This window comes from Microbacterium enclense (assembly GCA_038182865.1).
In the GTDB taxonomy this organism is placed as follows: domain Bacteria; phylum Actinomycetota; class Actinomycetes; order Actinomycetales; family Microbacteriaceae; genus Microbacterium; species Microbacterium enclense_B.
In genome coordinates this window covers 124,194-140,482 of sequence record CP116226.1, presented here as the reverse complement: position 1 = coordinate 140,482, position 16,289 = coordinate 124,194, and the positions used below count along the sequence as shown (strand labels likewise).

The 16,289-nt window shown below is 72.8% G+C and carries 14 protein-coding genes; 4 read left to right on the top strand and 10 right to left on the bottom strand.

All coding sequences use genetic code 11. From position 1 onward, the window contains the following. Positions 1-20: 20 nt before the first annotated feature. Complete coding sequence (locus tag PIR02_00650) at positions 21-368, bottom strand: metallopeptidase family protein (protein WZH39061.1); 348 nt, start codon at positions 366-368, stop codon at positions 21-23. Between the two features lie 266 nt (positions 369-634). Here PIR02_00650 and PIR02_00645 point away from each other — a divergent pair, with 266 nt between their 5' ends. Next, positions 635-841, top strand: a complete 207-nt coding sequence (locus PIR02_00645) for a DUF3499 family protein (protein ID WZH37181.1) — start codon at positions 635-637, stop codon at positions 839-841. Between the two features lie 59 nt (positions 842-900). Here the strand turns inward: PIR02_00645 and PIR02_00640 are convergent, their stop codons facing one another. Further along, positions 901-1,740, bottom strand: a complete 840-nt coding sequence (locus PIR02_00640) for an RDD family protein (protein WZH37180.1) — start codon at positions 1,738-1,740, stop codon at positions 901-903. Between the two features lie 16 nt (positions 1,741-1,756). Here PIR02_00640 and PIR02_00635 point away from each other — a divergent pair, with 16 nt between their 5' ends. From PIR02_00635 to katG, 3 genes are all read left to right on the top strand, one after another. After that, the gene (locus tag PIR02_00635) at positions 1,757-2,752 is read left to right on the top strand and encodes a stage II sporulation protein M (protein ID WZH37179.1); all 996 of its coding nucleotides are present in this window, start codon (positions 1,757-1,759) and stop codon (positions 2,750-2,752) included. Positions 2,753-2,826: 74 nt separating this feature from the next. Continuing rightward, complete coding sequence (locus PIR02_00630) at positions 2,827-3,288, top strand: Fur family transcriptional regulator (protein WZH37178.1); 462 nt, start codon at positions 2,827-2,829, stop codon at positions 3,286-3,288. Beyond that, positions 3,285-5,543 carry a catalase/peroxidase HPI gene (gene katG / locus PIR02_00625; GenBank protein ID WZH37177.1) on the top strand — a complete coding sequence of 753 codons (2,259 nt, stop codon included), beginning with the start codon at positions 3,285-3,287 and terminating at the stop codon, positions 5,541-5,543. The genes PIR02_00630 and katG overlap by 4 nt, the downstream gene beginning before the upstream one ends. A 161-nt stretch (positions 5,544-5,704) precedes the next feature. Here the strand turns inward: katG and PIR02_00620 are convergent, their stop codons facing one another. The 8 genes from PIR02_00620 to PIR02_00585 form a co-directional block, all read right to left on the bottom strand. Then, positions 5,705-6,664: an NAD-dependent epimerase/dehydratase family protein gene (locus PIR02_00620; protein ID WZH37176.1), complete on the bottom strand. Its 960-nt coding sequence runs from the start codon at positions 6,662-6,664 to the stop codon at positions 5,705-5,707. Continuing rightward, positions 6,661-9,303, bottom strand: coding sequence for an alpha/beta fold hydrolase (locus PIR02_00615; protein WZH37175.1), 2,643 nt, complete (start codon positions 9,301-9,303; stop codon positions 6,661-6,663). Before PIR02_00615 ends, PIR02_00620 begins: the two co-directional genes overlap by 4 nt. Continuing rightward, complete coding sequence (locus tag PIR02_00610; protein WZH37174.1) at positions 9,300-10,322, bottom strand: 3-oxoacyl-ACP synthase III; 1,023 nt, start codon at positions 10,320-10,322, stop codon at positions 9,300-9,302. Before PIR02_00610 ends, PIR02_00615 begins: the two co-directional genes overlap by 4 nt. Before the next feature lie 125 nt (positions 10,323-10,447). Beyond that, the gene (locus PIR02_00605; GenBank protein ID WZH37173.1) at positions 10,448-11,749 is read right to left on the bottom strand and encodes a DUF58 domain-containing protein; all 1,302 of its coding nucleotides are present in this window, start codon (positions 11,747-11,749) and stop codon (positions 10,448-10,450) included. Further along, positions 11,749-12,678 carry a MoxR family ATPase gene (locus PIR02_00600; GenBank protein ID WZH39060.1) on the bottom strand — a complete coding sequence of 310 codons (930 nt, stop codon included), beginning with the start codon at positions 12,676-12,678 and terminating at the stop codon, positions 11,749-11,751. The genes PIR02_00605 and PIR02_00600 overlap by 1 nt, the downstream gene beginning before the upstream one ends. A 110-nt stretch (positions 12,679-12,788) precedes the next feature. Beyond that, positions 12,789-13,967, bottom strand: coding sequence for a DUF4350 domain-containing protein (locus PIR02_00595; protein WZH37172.1), 1,179 nt, complete (start codon positions 13,965-13,967; stop codon positions 12,789-12,791). Continuing rightward, the gene (locus tag PIR02_00590) at positions 13,964-14,635 is read right to left on the bottom strand and encodes a DUF4129 domain-containing protein (protein ID WZH37171.1); all 672 of its coding nucleotides are present in this window, start codon (positions 14,633-14,635) and stop codon (positions 13,964-13,966) included. The genes PIR02_00595 and PIR02_00590 overlap by 4 nt, the downstream gene beginning before the upstream one ends. Next, on the bottom strand, positions 14,632-16,080 hold the full coding sequence (locus PIR02_00585; GenBank protein WZH37170.1) for a glycerophosphoryl diester phosphodiesterase membrane domain-containing protein: 1,449 nt from the start codon (positions 16,078-16,080) through the stop codon (positions 14,632-14,634). Before PIR02_00585 ends, PIR02_00590 begins: the two co-directional genes overlap by 4 nt. Between the last annotated feature and the right edge of the window lie 209 nt (positions 16,081-16,289).

Genomic DNA, 16,289 nt, shown 5'->3' with positions numbered 1-16,289 from the left:
GGGGCGCGACCCCCGCGAGGTCAGAAGTAGCGGAAGCGCTCCGGTCCGAGGTCCCACGGGTCGCGGTCGAGGTACTCGGCCGCCGCACGGAAGACGGCCCCCTCGATCATCATGCGGCGGTGCAGGTCGTCGTCATGATGGGGGTGCCCCAGGCGCTCGATGGGTACGCGGTAGAGGATGATGCGCTTCTCCTCGCGCAGGACCGTCCATCGCGGGATGCCGTCACTCGCGGCCGGAGGCATGATGCCGATCTCGAACGACACCTCCCGCAGCTCGCTCCACGCCGAGCGGAGGAACTCCGCGGCGGCGCCGACGGCGATGTCGAAGCGCTCCACCCGCGTGTCGATAGGGGGAAGGGGCGGTCGCACGACCGGGCTCCGGTTCTCGCGTCCGTGTCGACCGTGACGGGAGGGGCGGGCGACCGGCCGAGCTTCGCGGGATCGACGTCGCACCATGCGCCCATCCTACGGTCGAGCTCGCCGCGTGGCGTTTCGGTGCGGAACCCCCATCGTCGCTCGCTCCCGTGGCTGATCCTGTCCGGCAGAGGGGCTGCGACCGGAAGACCCCCGCCGGAGATACGGGACGGCGGCGCGGCACGGCGGCCGTGTCGGGGGAGGCGGCTACCATCGAACCGATGCGCGACAGACTCTGCTCGAAGGTGGGATGCGCCCGCGAGGCGATGAGCACCCTCACCTACGACTACGGCGACCAGATGGCCGCTCTCGGCCCGCTGGGTCGGGTCGACGATCCGCACGCGCACGACCTCTGCGCGATCCACGCCGATCGGCTGTCGGTCCCGCGTGGCTGGGTCGTGGTGCGTCACGAGACGCTCCGCGCCTGACGCTCCACGCCTGAGGCTCTGCGCCTGAGGCTCTGCGCCTGATGGTGTTGATCGGCGTGCTAGCGGGCGGTGAGGCTCGCGGCGCGCTCGCGTTCGATCACGAGTGCGCGGTACTCCCGATCCCGCCGCAGGGCCGCGACAGCCCGGACGAACGCCTCGGGGTCCGCCGGCGGACGCGGTGAGACGAAGGGGGCGACGGCGTCGGCCAGGGTCGCGGCGACGCGGACCCGTGCCGCGGGATCGAGGAGTTCTGCACCGCGGACGAACTGCGACAGTCGCGCGGCGAGACGATCCGGCAGACGCGAGACGTCGGCGACCTGCGCCCAGGACTCCCAGCCCGCGGGCAGGCCCGGGGCGGGCGGCGGCAGCGGGCGTGTCCGCGTGCGTTCGCTCGACGTGCCCGCGAGCAGGTCACCCAATCGCTGCGCCCGCGGCGTGAACATCCCCACGACGGCGGCGAGGCCACCGAGGGTCAGCCACAGCTCGAGGACGCCGACCAGGGCGCGGATGAACGCGGCGCGGAACCCGGCGGCGCCGCCGTCGGTGCGGACGATCCGTCCGCCCACCGCCAACCGTCCGAGGCTCCGCCCTCGGGAGAGCGTCTCGACGGTGGTCGGGACGACCACCGTCACGACGACGAGCAACGTGATGATGGCGATGCGCAGGGCGCTGTCGGGGATCGTCCCCGCCGACGCCATGGTCACGAGCAGGAGCGCGCCGCCGATGAGCAGGACCGCCCCGACGACCATGTCGATCAGGCAGCCGAGAGCCCGGAGGAAGAAGCCCAGCGGTTGCACGTCGAGGGTGACGGCTTCGCCGGTCAGGGTCTCTTCTGCCGCCGTGTGCACGAGCGCGACCGCCCGGGTCGAGGACGGGGAGGATGCCGTGGACGAAGCCATGCGTACAGTTGACCACATGGACCTCGACGCCCTCACGGCCGCCCGCCGCGAGGAGTGGGCGCGTCTGGACGAACTCGGGCGCACGCGCCGGCTCAGCGGGGGAGAGGTCGACGAGCTCGTCACGCGCTACCGCGCGGCATCCGCCGACCTCGCCGACATCAAGACCTCGGCGGGGCGCACACCCCAAGGCGATTACGTCTCGATCCTGCTCGCCCGCACGCGCTTGCGGCTGACGGGTGTGCGCGAGAACGTGCTGAAGCAGATGCCCCGGTTCTTCCTGCTCCAGCTTCCCGCGGCGCTGTACCGGGTTCGCTGGGCGACGCTCGCTGTGGCCGTCGGGTTCGTGATCGTGGCCACCGCCGTCGCCCTGTGGATCTCGGGCGACCCCGCGGCGGTCGCCGCCCTCGGCAGCCGCAGTCAGCTCCAGGACTATGCCGATCAGCAGTTCGTGAACTACTACCGCGAGAACCCGAACGCGATCTTCGCCGGGTCGGTGTGGACGAACAATGCCTGGATCGCGGCGCAATGCGTGCTGTTCGGGGTGACGGGCGTGTGGCCCCTCATGGCGATGATGCAGAACGCGATCGGCGTGGGCCAGTCGGCGGCGATCATGATCGCCTTCGACCGCACGGACGTGTTCTTCCAGTTCATCCTTCCGCACGGGCTCCTCGAGCTCACCGCGATCTTCGTGGCCGGAGCCGCGGGTCTCCAGATCTTCTGGGCGTGGGTGGCGCCGGGGCGCCGCACCCGCGGGGCGGCGCTCGCCGCGGCCGGACGCTCGCTGGCCACGGTGGCCGTCGGACTCATCTTCGCCCTTGCGTTGTCCGGCGTCGTGGAGGGGTTCGTGACCCCGCGGGAGTGGCCGTGGCAGGTGAAGATCGCCATCGGGGCGGCGGCCCTCGGAGTGTTCCTGTTCTACATGCTCTGGGTCGGTCGCCGTGCGGTGCGGGCGGGCGAGACCGGCGACCTCACCGAGTACGAGGCCGGGACGCCCACGCTGACCGCCGGCTGAGAGCTCTCCACGGATCGTCGATCGTTCTCCCGCGTGTCATTTTTGATTCACTCAAAACAAGCTACAGTGGGGGAATGCTCGACGATCGGACGGATGCCACCGCGGATGACCTCATCCGCGGTGCCGGGCTCCGAGTCACGGCGACGCGTGTCGCCGTCCTCGAGGCCCTGCGCCACCGCCCGCACGCCACCGTGGACGCCGTGTACGACGGCATCCGCGGAGTCCTCCCCGGCACCAGCAAGCAGTCGGTGTACAACGCGCTCGGCGACTTCGCCGACGCGGGCCTCGCCCGCCGCATCGAACCCGCCGGCCACGCCGGCACGTTCGAACTGCGGGTGGGCGACAACCACCACCACGTGGTGTGCACCGGGTGCGGCCGCATCGACGACGTGGACTGCGTCGTCGGCGAAGCGCCGTGCCTGCACGTACCGGAGGGGACCGGGTACGCCATCCAGACCGCCGAAGTGACGTTCTGGGGTGTCTGTCCCGATTGTCGAGCAGAATCCGAAGCCGAAAAACCGAGAGGATCCCGATGAGCGACGCTCTGAACGGGTGCCCCGTCTTCCACGATGGAGCCGCCCCCGACGACAACCGACTGCCGGTGGGCGAGGCCCCCGCCGACAGCGAGCCCGCCGGCGCCCTGCCCCACCCCACCCAGGGATCCGCCAACCGCGTGTGGTGGCCCGAGTCCTTGAACGTCAAGATCCTCGCGAAGAACAACACGCTTCGCGACCCCCTCGACGAGGGCTTCGACTACAAGGCCGCCTTCGAGGCGCTCGACCTCGCCGCGGTCAAGGCCGACATCCAGCAGGTCATGACGACCTCGCAGGACTGGTGGCCCGCCGACTTCGGCCACTACGGCCCCCTCATGATCCGTATGGCCTGGCACAGCGCCGGCACCTACCGCGTGACCGACGGTCGCGGCGGATCGGGCGCGGGAATGCAGCGCTTCGCCCCGCTGAACAGCTGGCCCGACAACGTCAACCTCGACAAGGCTCGCCGCCTCCTCTGGCCCATCAAGAAGAAGTACGGCCAGGCGATCTCGTGGGCCGACCTCATGATCCTCGCCGGCAACGTCGCGCTGGAAGACATGGGCTTCCCCACCTTCGGCTTCGCCGGCGGCCGCACCGACGTGTGGGAGCCCGATGACGACGTGTACTGGGGTCCCGAGACCACGTGGCTCGGCGACGAGCGCTACACGGGCAACCGCGAGCTCGAGCGTCCGCTCGCCGCCGTCCAGATGGGGCTGATCTACGTCAACCCGGAGGGCCCCAACGGCAACCCCGACCCGCAGCTGTCGGCTCACGACATCCGCGAGACGTTCGGCCGTATGGCCATGAACGACGAGGAGACCGTCGCGCTCATCGCCGGTGGACACACCTTCGGCAAGACGCACGGCGCGGCGAGCGACTCGCACGTCGGGCCCAACCCCGAGGCCGCCGACATCGAGGACCAGGGCCTGGGCTGGAAGAACGACCACGGCACCGGCAAGGGCGACGACACCATCACGAGTGGTCTCGAGGTCACGTGGACCTACCACCCCACCCGGTGGGACAACGAGTTCTTCCACATCCTCTTCGGCTACGAGTGGGAGCTGTTCCAGAGCCCCGCGGGCGCGCACCAGTGGCGTCCGGTCAACGGTGGCGGCGAAGGCCTCGTCCCCGAGGCGCACTCCGACGGCCGCCGCGAGCCCCGCATGCTCACGAGCGACCTGGCGCTGCGCGTCGACCCGGCCTACGAGAAGATCTCGCGTCGCTTCGCCGAGGACCCGGCCGCGTTCCAGGATGCCTTCGCTCGCGCGTGGTTCAAGCTGACCCACCGCGACATGGGGCCGCGCGAGCGTTACCTCGGCCCCGAGGTGCCGGAAGAGATTCTCGTCTGGCAGGATCCCGTTCCCGCGGTCGACCACCCGCTCATCGATCAGGCGGATGCCGCTGCGCTCAAGCAGCAGATCCTCGACAGCGGGCTGAGCGTGCAGCAGCTCGTCACGACCACGTGGGCGGCGGCATCCACGTTCCGCGGCAGCGACAAGCGCGGCGGCGTGAACGGTGCGCGCATCCGTCTCGAGCCGCAGAAGAGCTGGACGGTCAACAACCCCGAGCAGCTGGCATCCGTGCTCCAGGTGCTCGAGAACGTCAAGGCCGAGTTCGATGCGCAGGCGGCGGACGGCAAGAAGGTCTCGATCGCCGACCTGCTCGTGCTCGCCGGCAACGCCGGTGTCGAGCAGGCTGCCCGCGCGGGCGGCGTCGAGGTCGAGGTGCCCTTCACCCCCGGCCGCACCGACGCCTCGCAGGAGCAGACCGAGATCGAGTCGTTCCGGTGGCTCGAGCCGATCGCCGACGGGTTCCGCAACTACGCCTCGCGTGAGGCGCGTCTGCCCGCGGAGTTCCTCCTGCTCGACAAGGCGAACCTGCTCACGCTCACCGCACCGGAGATGACCGTGCTCGTCGGCGGCCTCCGCGCGATCGGCGCGAACTGGGACGGCAGCGACTGGGGCGTGTTCACCGACACCCCGGGCGCGCTCACGAACGACGTGTTCGCGAACCTGCTCGACCTCGGTACGACGTGGAAGCCGCTCGACAGCGGCAAGCACGCCTTCGAGGGCACGAAAGACGGCTCGGGCGAGAAGGTCGGGATCGGCACGCGCGTCGACCTCGTGTTCTCGTCGAACTCCGAGCTGCGCGCGCTCGCCGAGGTCTACGCCTCCGACGACGCGAAGGAGAAGTTCGTGCGCGACTTCGTCGCCGCCTGGCGCAAGGTCACCGAGCTCGACCGGTTCGACCTCGTCTGAGTGCGGCCCCGGAAGGCCCGTCCCCTCGCGGGGGCGGGCCTTCCGCCGTGCCGAGGGGACGCGAGATCACACGATCCGCGCGAGGTCACACGGTGTGGGGCGCTCGGAGCGCGTGCGGTCGGCCCGATCGTGTGACGTGGGCCGGAGGAGACGGTGGGAGCTCAGGCGCGCGACAGGCGGCGGAGGCCCTCATCCAGCGACACCGCCGGGGTCCAGCGCAGGTCGCGGCGGATCTCGGTCTGGTCGAACCAGTGCGCCGTCGACAGCTGCTCGGCGAGGAAGCGCGTCATGGGCGGCTCATCGGTGCCCGGGCGCACGGCCCAGACCCGTTCGACCACCGCACCCGCTGCGCGGGCGAGTCCCGCCGGCACGCTGAACCGCGGCGGTGCGACACCCGAGGCCCGGCAGATGCCCGCGAGCAGATCGCCCACCGGCCGAGGTTCACCGTTGGTCAGCACGTAGGCGCGGCCGCTGACGTCGTCGACGCGGTCGAGGGCGGCGACGATCCCGGATGCCGCGTTGTCGACGTAAGTGGAATCGATGAGCGCCGTGCCGCCGTTCAGCAGCGGCAGACGGCCCCGGCGGGCACGGTCGACGACGCGTGCGATGAGCTGGGTGTCGCCCGGCCCCCACACGAGATGCGGGCGGATCGCGACGAGCGCCAGGCCGTCGCCCACGCGGGAGAGAGCGAGCAGCTCGGCTTCGGCCTTGGTGCGGGCGTACTCGCCGCGTGCGGCCTCGGGATCGGCCGGTTCGGCTCCGACCCCCGCGAGGGCGTGCCCCGCGTGCGCGACCGACGGCGACGACACGTGCACCACGCGTGAGACCCGTGCGGCGGCGGCGGCGTCGAGGAGCGTGCGCGTGCCCTCCACGTTGACCGCGCGGAACTGCGCCGGATCGCCGGCGAGCGACACTTTGGCAGCCAGGTGCACCACGCCGTCGATGCCGTCGAGGGCGGATGCCACGGCATCCGGATCCGTCACCGAGCCGAGGTGGTCCTCGGCGCCGTCGACCCCGGAGGGGCGGCGTTGCAGCGTGCGGACGGTGTGACCGGCGTCCTGCAGGGCACGGACGACGGCCCGGCCGAGGAAGCCGGACGCGCCGGTGGCGAGGATCCTCACGGTGCCGTCGGCTTCTCGCCCGCGAGGAGGCGCTCGGCCCACGCCGCGAGGCGCGAGCGGTCGATCTTCGAGTTGTGCCGGATGTCGGTCGGCAGTGCGGGGGCGACGAGCACCGCGGCCAACGGCTGCGCCGTCGCCGCGCGGACCGCGTCGGTCAGCTCGGGGGAGGCGAGTCCCGGGCGACGGGTCCCGGCCTCGACGACGGCGACGACGACCTGGCGGCCCAGGGGGCCGACGCCCACGGCCGCCGCGCGGCTCACGGCGTCGACGGTCTCGGCATCCTGTTCGATGCCGACGGGGGTGATCGGGCCGTCGGCGGTGGTGATGACGTGGGGGAGTCGCCCCTCGATCCACAGGCGCCCCTCCGCATCGAGGTGCCCGACGTCGCCGGTGCGGTGCCAGCGGTCGGCGATGCCGCGGCGGGCCTGGCGGTCGGTGAGATAAAGGCGGAAGTATCCGCGCTTGAGGTGGGGTGCGGAGATGACGACCTCGCCGGTGACCCCGGCGTCAGCGGTCGGCTCACCCATGGCGCGACCCTCGGCGTCGAGGGCCGAGATGCGCACCTGACCGGTGCCGAGCGGGCGACCGACGCAGACGCCGCGGTCGCCCGCGGCCTCCTCGATCTCGGGCAGCGTGACGTCGGCGACGAGCAGGCACTCGGTCATGCCGTACGGGGTGTGCGCGACGGCATTCGGCATGAGCTCCTGCGCGCGACGTAGGAGGTCGATGCCTACCGGGGCGCCCGTCGAGAGGAAGGTCTCGACGCGTTCCAGGGCGGCGCGGTCGGCGTCGTCCAGCTCCGCGACCGTGGCCACGACGTTCGCGACCGCGGCGGGAGACAGGAACACGATGCGCGCTTCGGAGGCGCGGACCGCGGCGGCGACGGCGGCGGCGGTGAGGGTGCGCGGAGCGGAGACGTCCATGTCGGGCGTCGCCGAGCGGGTTCCGAGGGCGGGTCCGAGCAGCGCGAACGGGGCGAAGCCGGTCACCAACCCCGTCTCGGCGGTGACGCCGAAGTGCGCCGCGAGGGTGTCGCGCAGAGCGGTGAGCTGAGCGTGCGTGTACACGACGCCCTTCGCCGGTCCCGTCGAACCCGAGGTGAACAGCACGGCGGCGTCGGCGTCGGGAGCAGGAGGGGCGGGCAGCGCGCGCCCGCGGCCCGCGCGGGCGAGGTCGGACAGGCTCGCCTCGACGCCGAGCGCGCGGCCGGTCACGGCGGGCAGTGCCGCGGCCGAGATCCGGCGCCCCGGCCAACCGAGCGCGCGGGCGGCGGCGAGACCCGCGACCTCGCCGATGACGACGTCGGGCACGGCCCCGCGCACCGCGCGCGACAGACCCCGGATGCCGAGACCCCGGTCGGCCACGACGACGATCGCGCCGATGCGCAGGCAGGCGTAGAGGGCGGCGGTGAGCGTCGGGCCCGGCTGCACGAGCAGCGAGACGCGGTCGCCCGCGCGCACGCCGAACGCGTCGAGGCCCGCGGCGATCTCGTCGACGCGGGCGGAGAGCTGCCGCCAGCTGACGCGGAGCGGTGCGCCGTCGCGCGCGGCGGTCATGTCGATCACCGCGGTGTCGTCGTCGTCGCGGCGGGCGTCGAGGGCGTCCCAGAGGTGACCGGTCGGTGCGATGTCGGGCGCACCCTCGGGGGTGATCGCGGCGTCCGGGCCGGCGGCATCCGTCGCCACCCCCTTCTCGTCGAGCCAGTCGAGCACGACATCGGCGTAGGGACGTTCTTCGGCGATGAGGTGTCCGGCACCCTCGAAGCGGTGCACATCGGCGTGCGGAAGACGCTCGGTGAGGTCGTCGAGATGGCCCTCGCCGAACACGGGGTCTTTCGGGCCGCGGAGGAACAGCGCGGGCACCTCGAGCTCGCGCAGGCCCGCCGACATCCGCCGGAGCGCCGGCGTGCTCTCATCTGCGGCGGTGGCCGGGATGTCGGCGACGAACCCGCCGATGCCCCGACGGCGGGCCACCGTCGCGTACGGCGCGCGGAACGCGGCGCGCACGGCCGGATCGAGCTCGGCCAGGGCGAGGGTCGTGTCGAGGAACGCCGTGGTGCCGGTGGTTCCTGCCGCGAGCATGCCGCGGGCCGTCGCGACGCGCAGAGCGAACGGCAACGGGGCGCCGTCGGGGTGGTGCACCGCGGTGTTCAGGGCGATGACGGCGGCAAGGCGGTCGCGGTTCTCGACGGCCCAGCCGAGCGAGACAGGTCCGCCCCAGTCGTGTCCGATGGTCACGATCGGTCCGCGGATGCCGAGCTCCGCGACGAGTGCGTCGAGATCGGCGATGCGCTGGGCCAGGGTCCGCCGCAGCGGTGAACGCTCCGAGAAACCCATCTCGAGCTGGTCGACGGCGACGACGCGCCAGGGCGTCCGGCCGGCGTCGGCGCGCTCCAGTGATGCGTTCACGAGCGCGCGCCACAGATACGACCACGTGGGGTTGCCGTGCACGGCGACGATCGTGCCGACGGGCTCGAGACCACGCTCGGCGAGGGCGGCGCCGGTGTCGAGCACGTGCCACGTGCGGGTGCGTCCCGCGTCGGCGGCCGCACCGGCGACCCCGACGAGGCGCGACAGCGTCGGGTCGAGTCCGGGCAGCCCGGCGGGGGGCAGGGTCGCATCGAGGGCCGTGACCCTCACCAGGCCAGCTCCAGCATGCCGGTGTTCAGCCCGGAGCCCACTCCCATCAGCAGGACGCGATCGCCCCGGCGCAGCGTCTTCTGCTCGTCGACGAGGGTGATGGGGATGGATGCCGGGCCCACGTTGCCCAGGTGCGGGTAGGTCACGGGCACGCGGTCGCGGTCGAGCTTCGCCGCGCGCACGATGGCGGAGGTGTGCACGGACGACACCTGGTGGGTGATGTAGCGGTCCATGCCCGTCCACGAGAACTCGTCCTTCGCCTCCTTCCACGCCGACACGACGAGGTCGAGGCCGCCCTTGAGCAGGGCCTTGGCGTCGGTGAACATGCCGTCCACACTGCCGACGCACAGGTCGTAGAACTGGGTGGCGGCCCGGGTCACCCCGCCGACGATGCGGTGGCCCTCCGGGTGGTCGCTCGCGCGGCCGAGCACCGCGGCCGCGGCGCCCGAACCGAGCGTCAGCGACGCGAACTCCTGCATGAAGGCGTCGCGGTCGAGGTCTTCGCGCACGAGGCGGTTGATCGTGTTGACCTGGATCTCGTCGGCATCCTCGCCGTTGACGATGAGCGCGTACTTGACCTGGCCCGACTGGATCATGCCGGCCGCGAGGCTCATGCCGTTGATGAAGCCGAGGCACGCGTTGGCGACGTCGAAGTTGATCGCCGAGCTCGGCAGCCCGAGGCCGTGGTGCAGACGCACCGCCACCGAGGGCTCGAGGTGCTTGCGGGTGACGGAGGTGTTGATGATGAGACCGACCTCGCCGGGATGAACGCCCGCCTCGGCCAAGGCTTGCTTGCCGGCCGCGATGGTCGCCTCGTCGGACGACTCTCCCGCGGCCCAGTTGCGGCGCTCGTTCACGCCCGCGACGCGGCGCAGCAGGCCGGGCTTGAGCTTGAGGCGCTGCAGCGCCGGGGCCAGACGCTCCTCGATGTCATCCGACGTCGTGACGCGGCTGGGCAGGACGCTCGCCACCGACACGAGGGCCACATCGTCGAAGTGCGTGGTGGCGTTACCTGGCAAGAGAGCTCCCGCATCCTGTGCGTAGACGGCGCAGCCGGGCACGGAGGGGACGCGCGAACGGCTCGAAGGGTACCCCCCAGGATAAGCCGCGACGTATGTCGCGGGCTGCATGGGGGCTGGGTGTGCTAGAGCCGACCGGCCGCTTTCAGGGCGAGGTACCGGTCGGCCACGAGCGGCGGCAGGTCGTCGGCCGAGGCCGCGACGGCGTCGCCTCCCGCACGGATCACCGCATCGCGCACGCGCGCGGCGTCGTGGCGCGCGCGTTCGACGGCCGCCGCGGCGTAGACCGCGGCGGCATCCGTTCGTTCCGGCTCGTCACCCGGGCCGTCGGTCGCGGTCGCGACGAGCAGACGCGAGCGTGCGGCCACCGCGGGCAGAGAAGCCAGGAAGCCGCGGGCGGCCTCGGGGTCGTCGTGCGCGGTCAGCAGGACGACGAGGGCGGGACGCACCGTAAACCGGCGGACCTGGGCGAAGGCGGCGTCCCAGTCGGTGTCGATCAGCTGCGGTTCGACGGGAGCCATGGCATCGACGAGCGCCGGGAGGAGCTGTGCGCCGTCGACCCGGGTCACCCGGGCACGCGGCGCGCGGTCGAACATGACGAGGTGTACATGGTCGCCGGCGCGGACGGCGAGGGCCGAGAGCAGGAGAGCGGCCTCCATCGCGGCGTCCAGGCGCGCGCCGTCGCCGACGCGGGCCGCGGCCGTGCGCCCGGTGTCGATCACGATGACGACGTGCCGGTCGCGTTCGGGGCGCCACGTCCGCAGCATGGTGGTGCCGGCGCGTGCCGTGGCCCGCCAGTCGATCGAGCGCACATCGTCGCCCCGGACGTACTCGCGCAGGCTGTCGAACTCGGTGCCCTGCCCGCGGACCTGAAGGCTCGTGTTCCCGTCGAGCTCGCGGAGACGCGCGAGGCGGGAGGGGAGGTGCCGCCGGGAGGTGAACGGGGGCAGCACACGGATCCGGCCCGGGGCGTCGATCACCGCCTGGCGTCCGGCCACACGCAAGGGGCCCGCCGAGCGTACGACGACGAAGGCGCTGCGGATCTCGCCGCGGCGACGCGGCAGGAGGGGGAGAGGGGCCGCGCGCCGCTCGCCGGGTGGGACGACGAACCGCGAACGCTCGTCGGGCGCGCCGGCCGTGGGCTGCCACGCATCGCGGACGTGTGCCCGCAGCAGGCGGGAGCCGAGGTTGCGCACGCGCAGCTCGCCGCGCACCGGTTCGTCGCGCAACGCCCGTTCCGGGAGCCGTCGCGTGATCTCGACGGCACGCGGATCCGCCGCGGCGACGACGTCGATGGCGGCCGCCCCCGCGCACAGCAGCACCCAGCCGCCGACGACGAGCCACGCCGAGACGGCCGCCGTGCTCAGGAGAACGAGCGGGACGATCCCCAGGGCGACGAGCAGGGCGAGGCGACCGGTGACGAACATCAGATGGGGACGCGCGTCTGCTGCAGGACCGAGGTGAGGATCGCGTCGACCGACACGCCCTCGATCTCGGCCTCGGGGCGCAGCCGGATGCGGTGACGCCAGACGGGGACGAGCATGGTCTGCACGTGGTCGGGGGTGATGGCGGGATAGCCGCCGAGCCACGCCCAGGCCTTCGCCGCCGCGAGGAGGCCTGTCGTCGCGCGCGGGCTGACGCCCAGCAGCACCGAGGGGCTCTGACGCGTGGCCCGGGCGAGGTCGACGATGTAGGCCAGCAGGTCGTCGTCGACCGCGACGGTGGCCGCGGCCCGTTGCGCGGCGAGGATCTCGTCGGCGGTGACGACCGGGTCCAGACCGGCGGCCTCCAGCCGGCGCGGGTCGAAACCGCCCGCATGGCGCCGCAGAACGTCGACCTCGGCGTCGCGGCCGGGGAGCTCGACCACGAGCTTCATGAGGAAGCGGTCGAGCTGCGCCTCGGGGAGCGTATAGGTGCCTTCGTGCTCGACGGGGTTCTGGGTCGCGGCGACGAGGAACGGGTCGGGCAGGGCGCGGCTGACGCCGTCGGACGACACCTGACGTTCTTCCATCGCCTCCAGGAGAGCTGCCTGGGTCTTGGGCGGCGTGCGGTTGATCTCGTCGGCGAGCAGGACGTGCGTGAAGACGGGCCCCGCCCGGAACTCGAACTCTCCGGCGCGGGCGTCGTACACGAGCGATCCGGTGACGTCGCCGGGCATCAGGTCGGGGGTGAACTGCACGCGGCGGGTGTCGAGACCCAGTGCGCGGCTGAAGGAGCGCACGAGGAGCGTCTTCGCGACTCCGGGGACGCCCTCGAGCAGCACGTGTCCGCGCGAGAGCAGCGCGATCAGCAGTCCCGTGATCGTGCCGTCCTGCCCCACGACCGCCTTGCCGACCTCGACGCGCACCCGGTGCATGGCCTCGCGCAGGGCGGCATCCTCCGGTCCGGAGACCGCGGATGCCGCGGATTCCGTGCTCGTCGCGGTCGCCGCCCCGTCGGGGCGAGGGGGGTCGAGAGGACTGTCGGTCATCGGGTGGTCCTTTCGGTGTGGAGCGCGGCGCGCACGCTCGTCTCGAGGTCGCGCAGCCGGTCGCTCGCGGCGACCAGGTCGCGGTCTCTGGCGGGAGTGTCGGAGATCAGGATGCCGTGGATCACGGTGCGGTCCGCCCGAAGCCGCTCGGCGACCGCGTCGGCGATCTGCTCGGCGGGGGTGTGGGCGGCGAGGCCCAGACTGCGCACGAGGCGACCTCTCGTGGCTCGGCGCAGTTCGTCGAGGGCGTGCGGGGCGTCGCCCGATGCGGCGTAGAGCCGCGCGCGGCCCTCGGTGGTCTCGGTGGCCCGCACCATCACCGGGAGGCGTTCGGTGACGAGCGGGCCGAACCGGCGTCCTCGCCAGATCGCCGCGACGAGGGCGGCGAGCAGGAGGAGCACGATGCCCGGTGTCACCCACGGCGGAGTGAGGTCACCGATCGTGGGAACGGCCGTGTCGGGGTCGGCGTCGGCCGGCGAGGGAACGTACCAGACCACCGTGCCGGTGGTCGCCAACGTGCCGATGGCGAGGGCGGCGTTGCCGTCGAGGGGAAGGGCGGCGTTGGTCATCGTCGCCATGCCGTCGAGCGCCGTCACGGTGCGGCCGTCGCCCCGGTCGGCGACGAGCACGCCGAACTCGCCGTCGACCGGATAGCACCCGGTGACTCCGGATCCGGGACGCATCAGCTCGCCCGTGCGCGCGGTGCCCGCGGCGCGCGGTGCGGGGAGGTCGCATCCGGCGTCGGTCGCGCGGTCGTCGACGTATCCCCCGAGAGTGGAACCGTCCATCAGCACATCGAGTGCACGCGAGCGCGGTTCGACGAGGACGACGCTGCGCGCCCGGTCGGCGAGCGACCGCAGGGCGGTGTCCGACAGCATCGGGGCATCACGCATGACGAGGGTGGCGTCGCCCCCGTCGAGGGCGCGTTCGGCCGCGGCGCGGTCGCGGGCCACGGTCACGCGGACGCCCTGCTCCTCCAGGATGCGCACGAGCGCGCGGGTGCCGTCGGGCGCGGGGGACTCGGGGTCGAGGAGGGCCTTCTGCGTCCACCCGCCGTAGACGAGCGTCGTGCCGACGAGCCCGATCACCAGCAGGGCCGCGACGAGGGCGGCCCACCCCAGAGCGGCGCGGCGTCGGGCGGGGGCGGCGACGCCCGCATCGGTGGTCGCCGTCACGTCGTCGACACCGGAGCGAGCGACAGGGGGCGCGCGCGGATGGCGGCGTCGTCGAGGTCGGCCACCACGCGGTAGCGCTCCTCGGTGCCGGGCCGGCGGAGGTACCGCACGTCATCGAAGATCCCGGCGGCCTCGTCGAGGCGCGTCTCCAGTGAGGGGAGGGCGGAGGCGGAGGCGCGGGCGAACGCCCGCACCGTCGCCCCCGGCGGGGGGTCGACCAGGCCACGTTCGGTGAGACCGCGAGCGAAGGCTCGGAAGCGCAGCACGATCGCCGCGTCCCAGTCGGACCGCACCGCCGCGGCGGACGCGTCGGCCCGTAGCTCTTCCGCGGAGCGGCCGTCGTCATCGTCGAACAGGGCCCGGGCCGGTGGCTGCGCGCGCGCGAGCGCACGAGGTCGGCCCCAGATGAGGATGCCGACGACGATGCCGGCGATGAGGAGCAGCGCCAGCACGATGAGGGCGGACGGACCCCAACCACCGGACGCGGAGTTCTTCAGCAGTTCGCCGAAGAAGTCGACGACCGCCCGGGCGAGACGGTCGATCAGCGTCGGTTCGGCCGCCTGGTACGCCGGGTCGGACAGTTCGCGCTCTGCCCACTCCCGTGCTTCGTCGGCGTCGGGGAGCAGCGAGGCCAGGACCGAGGTCAGGTCCGCGATCACGGGGCTCACGTGTCGTCGGTGCGGGCGCCGGGCGGCGCCCACGTGGTCGTGGGCGGCGCGGGGGGACGCGCTGGCCCGGCGGCGTCAGTCGGCTCGGCCGGTGAAGGGTCGGCGGGGGCGACCGCCGGGGAGGTGGGGGGAGCGGGCGGTGCGGCGGCCACGGGCGGGGCGGCGGCGTACGGCGGTGCCGCAGCCGCGGGCGGCGCCGGCGGCGCGGCAGCGTACGGCGGGGTGGCCGGTGCAGGGCCGGAGGGAGGAGCCGCCTGCGGGGTGCCGAAGGGTGCCCCCGAGGCGGCGGCGTACGGCGGGGGCGGGGGTGCACCCCAGCCCGCGGGGGTCCCACCGGGCGCGGGAGGACCCCATGCCGCCGGCAGAGCCGCCATTCCGGGAGCTGCCCACGGCTGCACGGGAGCGATCGTGCGACCGATGCCCACGCGATACGGGTCGGGCAGATCGTCGCCGCCGGCGTCGCGGGCGTCGACGTAGGAGGCGAGATCGTGGTCGAGTCCCTCGGTGCGCATGCGCGCATCGACGTAGACGAGCACCGCGGACGTGGACTGTACGACGAGGGCGATGGACTGGACGAGCAGGATGCCGGCCTGCCCCAGCAGCTGTACGACGATGAACGCGGTCCAGCCGCCCGGTTCGGAGGCACCGGTCGGGGCGACGATCGTCGACACCGCGCCCGAGAGGATCCCCAGCGGGAAGGAAATGATCTGCGCGATCACGCTGAAGGCGAAGGAGATGATCACGAGCACGCCCAGCGTCGACCAGAAGCGCCCGCGGGTGAGGCGCCACGACCGCGCGATCCCCCGTCGGACGCCGACGCCCTCGAGGATGATCACCGAGGGCACGAGGAAGAGCTTGGTCGCGAGCCACAGGTAGAGCGGGATGCAGCCGAGCGCGAAGAACACACCGGCGATGACCGCGAGGGGGATGGCCACGGGGTAGATGGCGACCACGATTCCCGCGAGGATCCCGAACACCACCACGGCTGCGGCGAACGTGAGGGCCGCGTAGCCGATCAGGCGCCAGAAGACCGGGCGCACGCGACGCCAGACCACCTTCAGGGTGGGTTTCTCGGCGACGACCGCATGCGCGACCTCGCCGACGACGACCCCCTGCACCAGTACGCTGAGGCCCCCGGCCGCCACGCCGAGGACGAGTCCGACGACGGCGGTCAGCGCGAACGAGCCGAAGAACACCGCGTCGTAGTCGTCGGTGCCTTCGACGAGGGTGTCGAGGCGGGAGAAGCTCGCGAGGGCGACTCCCGCGATCGCCACGGTGACCACCAGGTAGGCGACCGTCTGCACGGCGAGCGCGAAGCCGAGGAGCACGCGGGGATTGTGACGCAGGGCCGTGAACGACCGGCCGAGGATCGTGCCGAAACCGAACGGATGCAGCGGGACGATGCCCGGGCGCGACGCGGGGGTCCAGGCGGGGTACGCGGTCACGATGACGCCTCCTCGGTGGTCGGCTGTGTCTTCATCGTGTCATAGACCCCCGACACGGGAAGAGGCGGCCGGGCGGGTGAGCGACCCGGACACCCCCGAGATGCTCGGCCCCTTCGCGGGCGCGTCGACTACTCTCGTAGGGATGCTCCCTCACCCGGGGTGCCCAGGCCCGTCCCCGAGCGGGTTTCGAGACGGAAGACGTACACCCG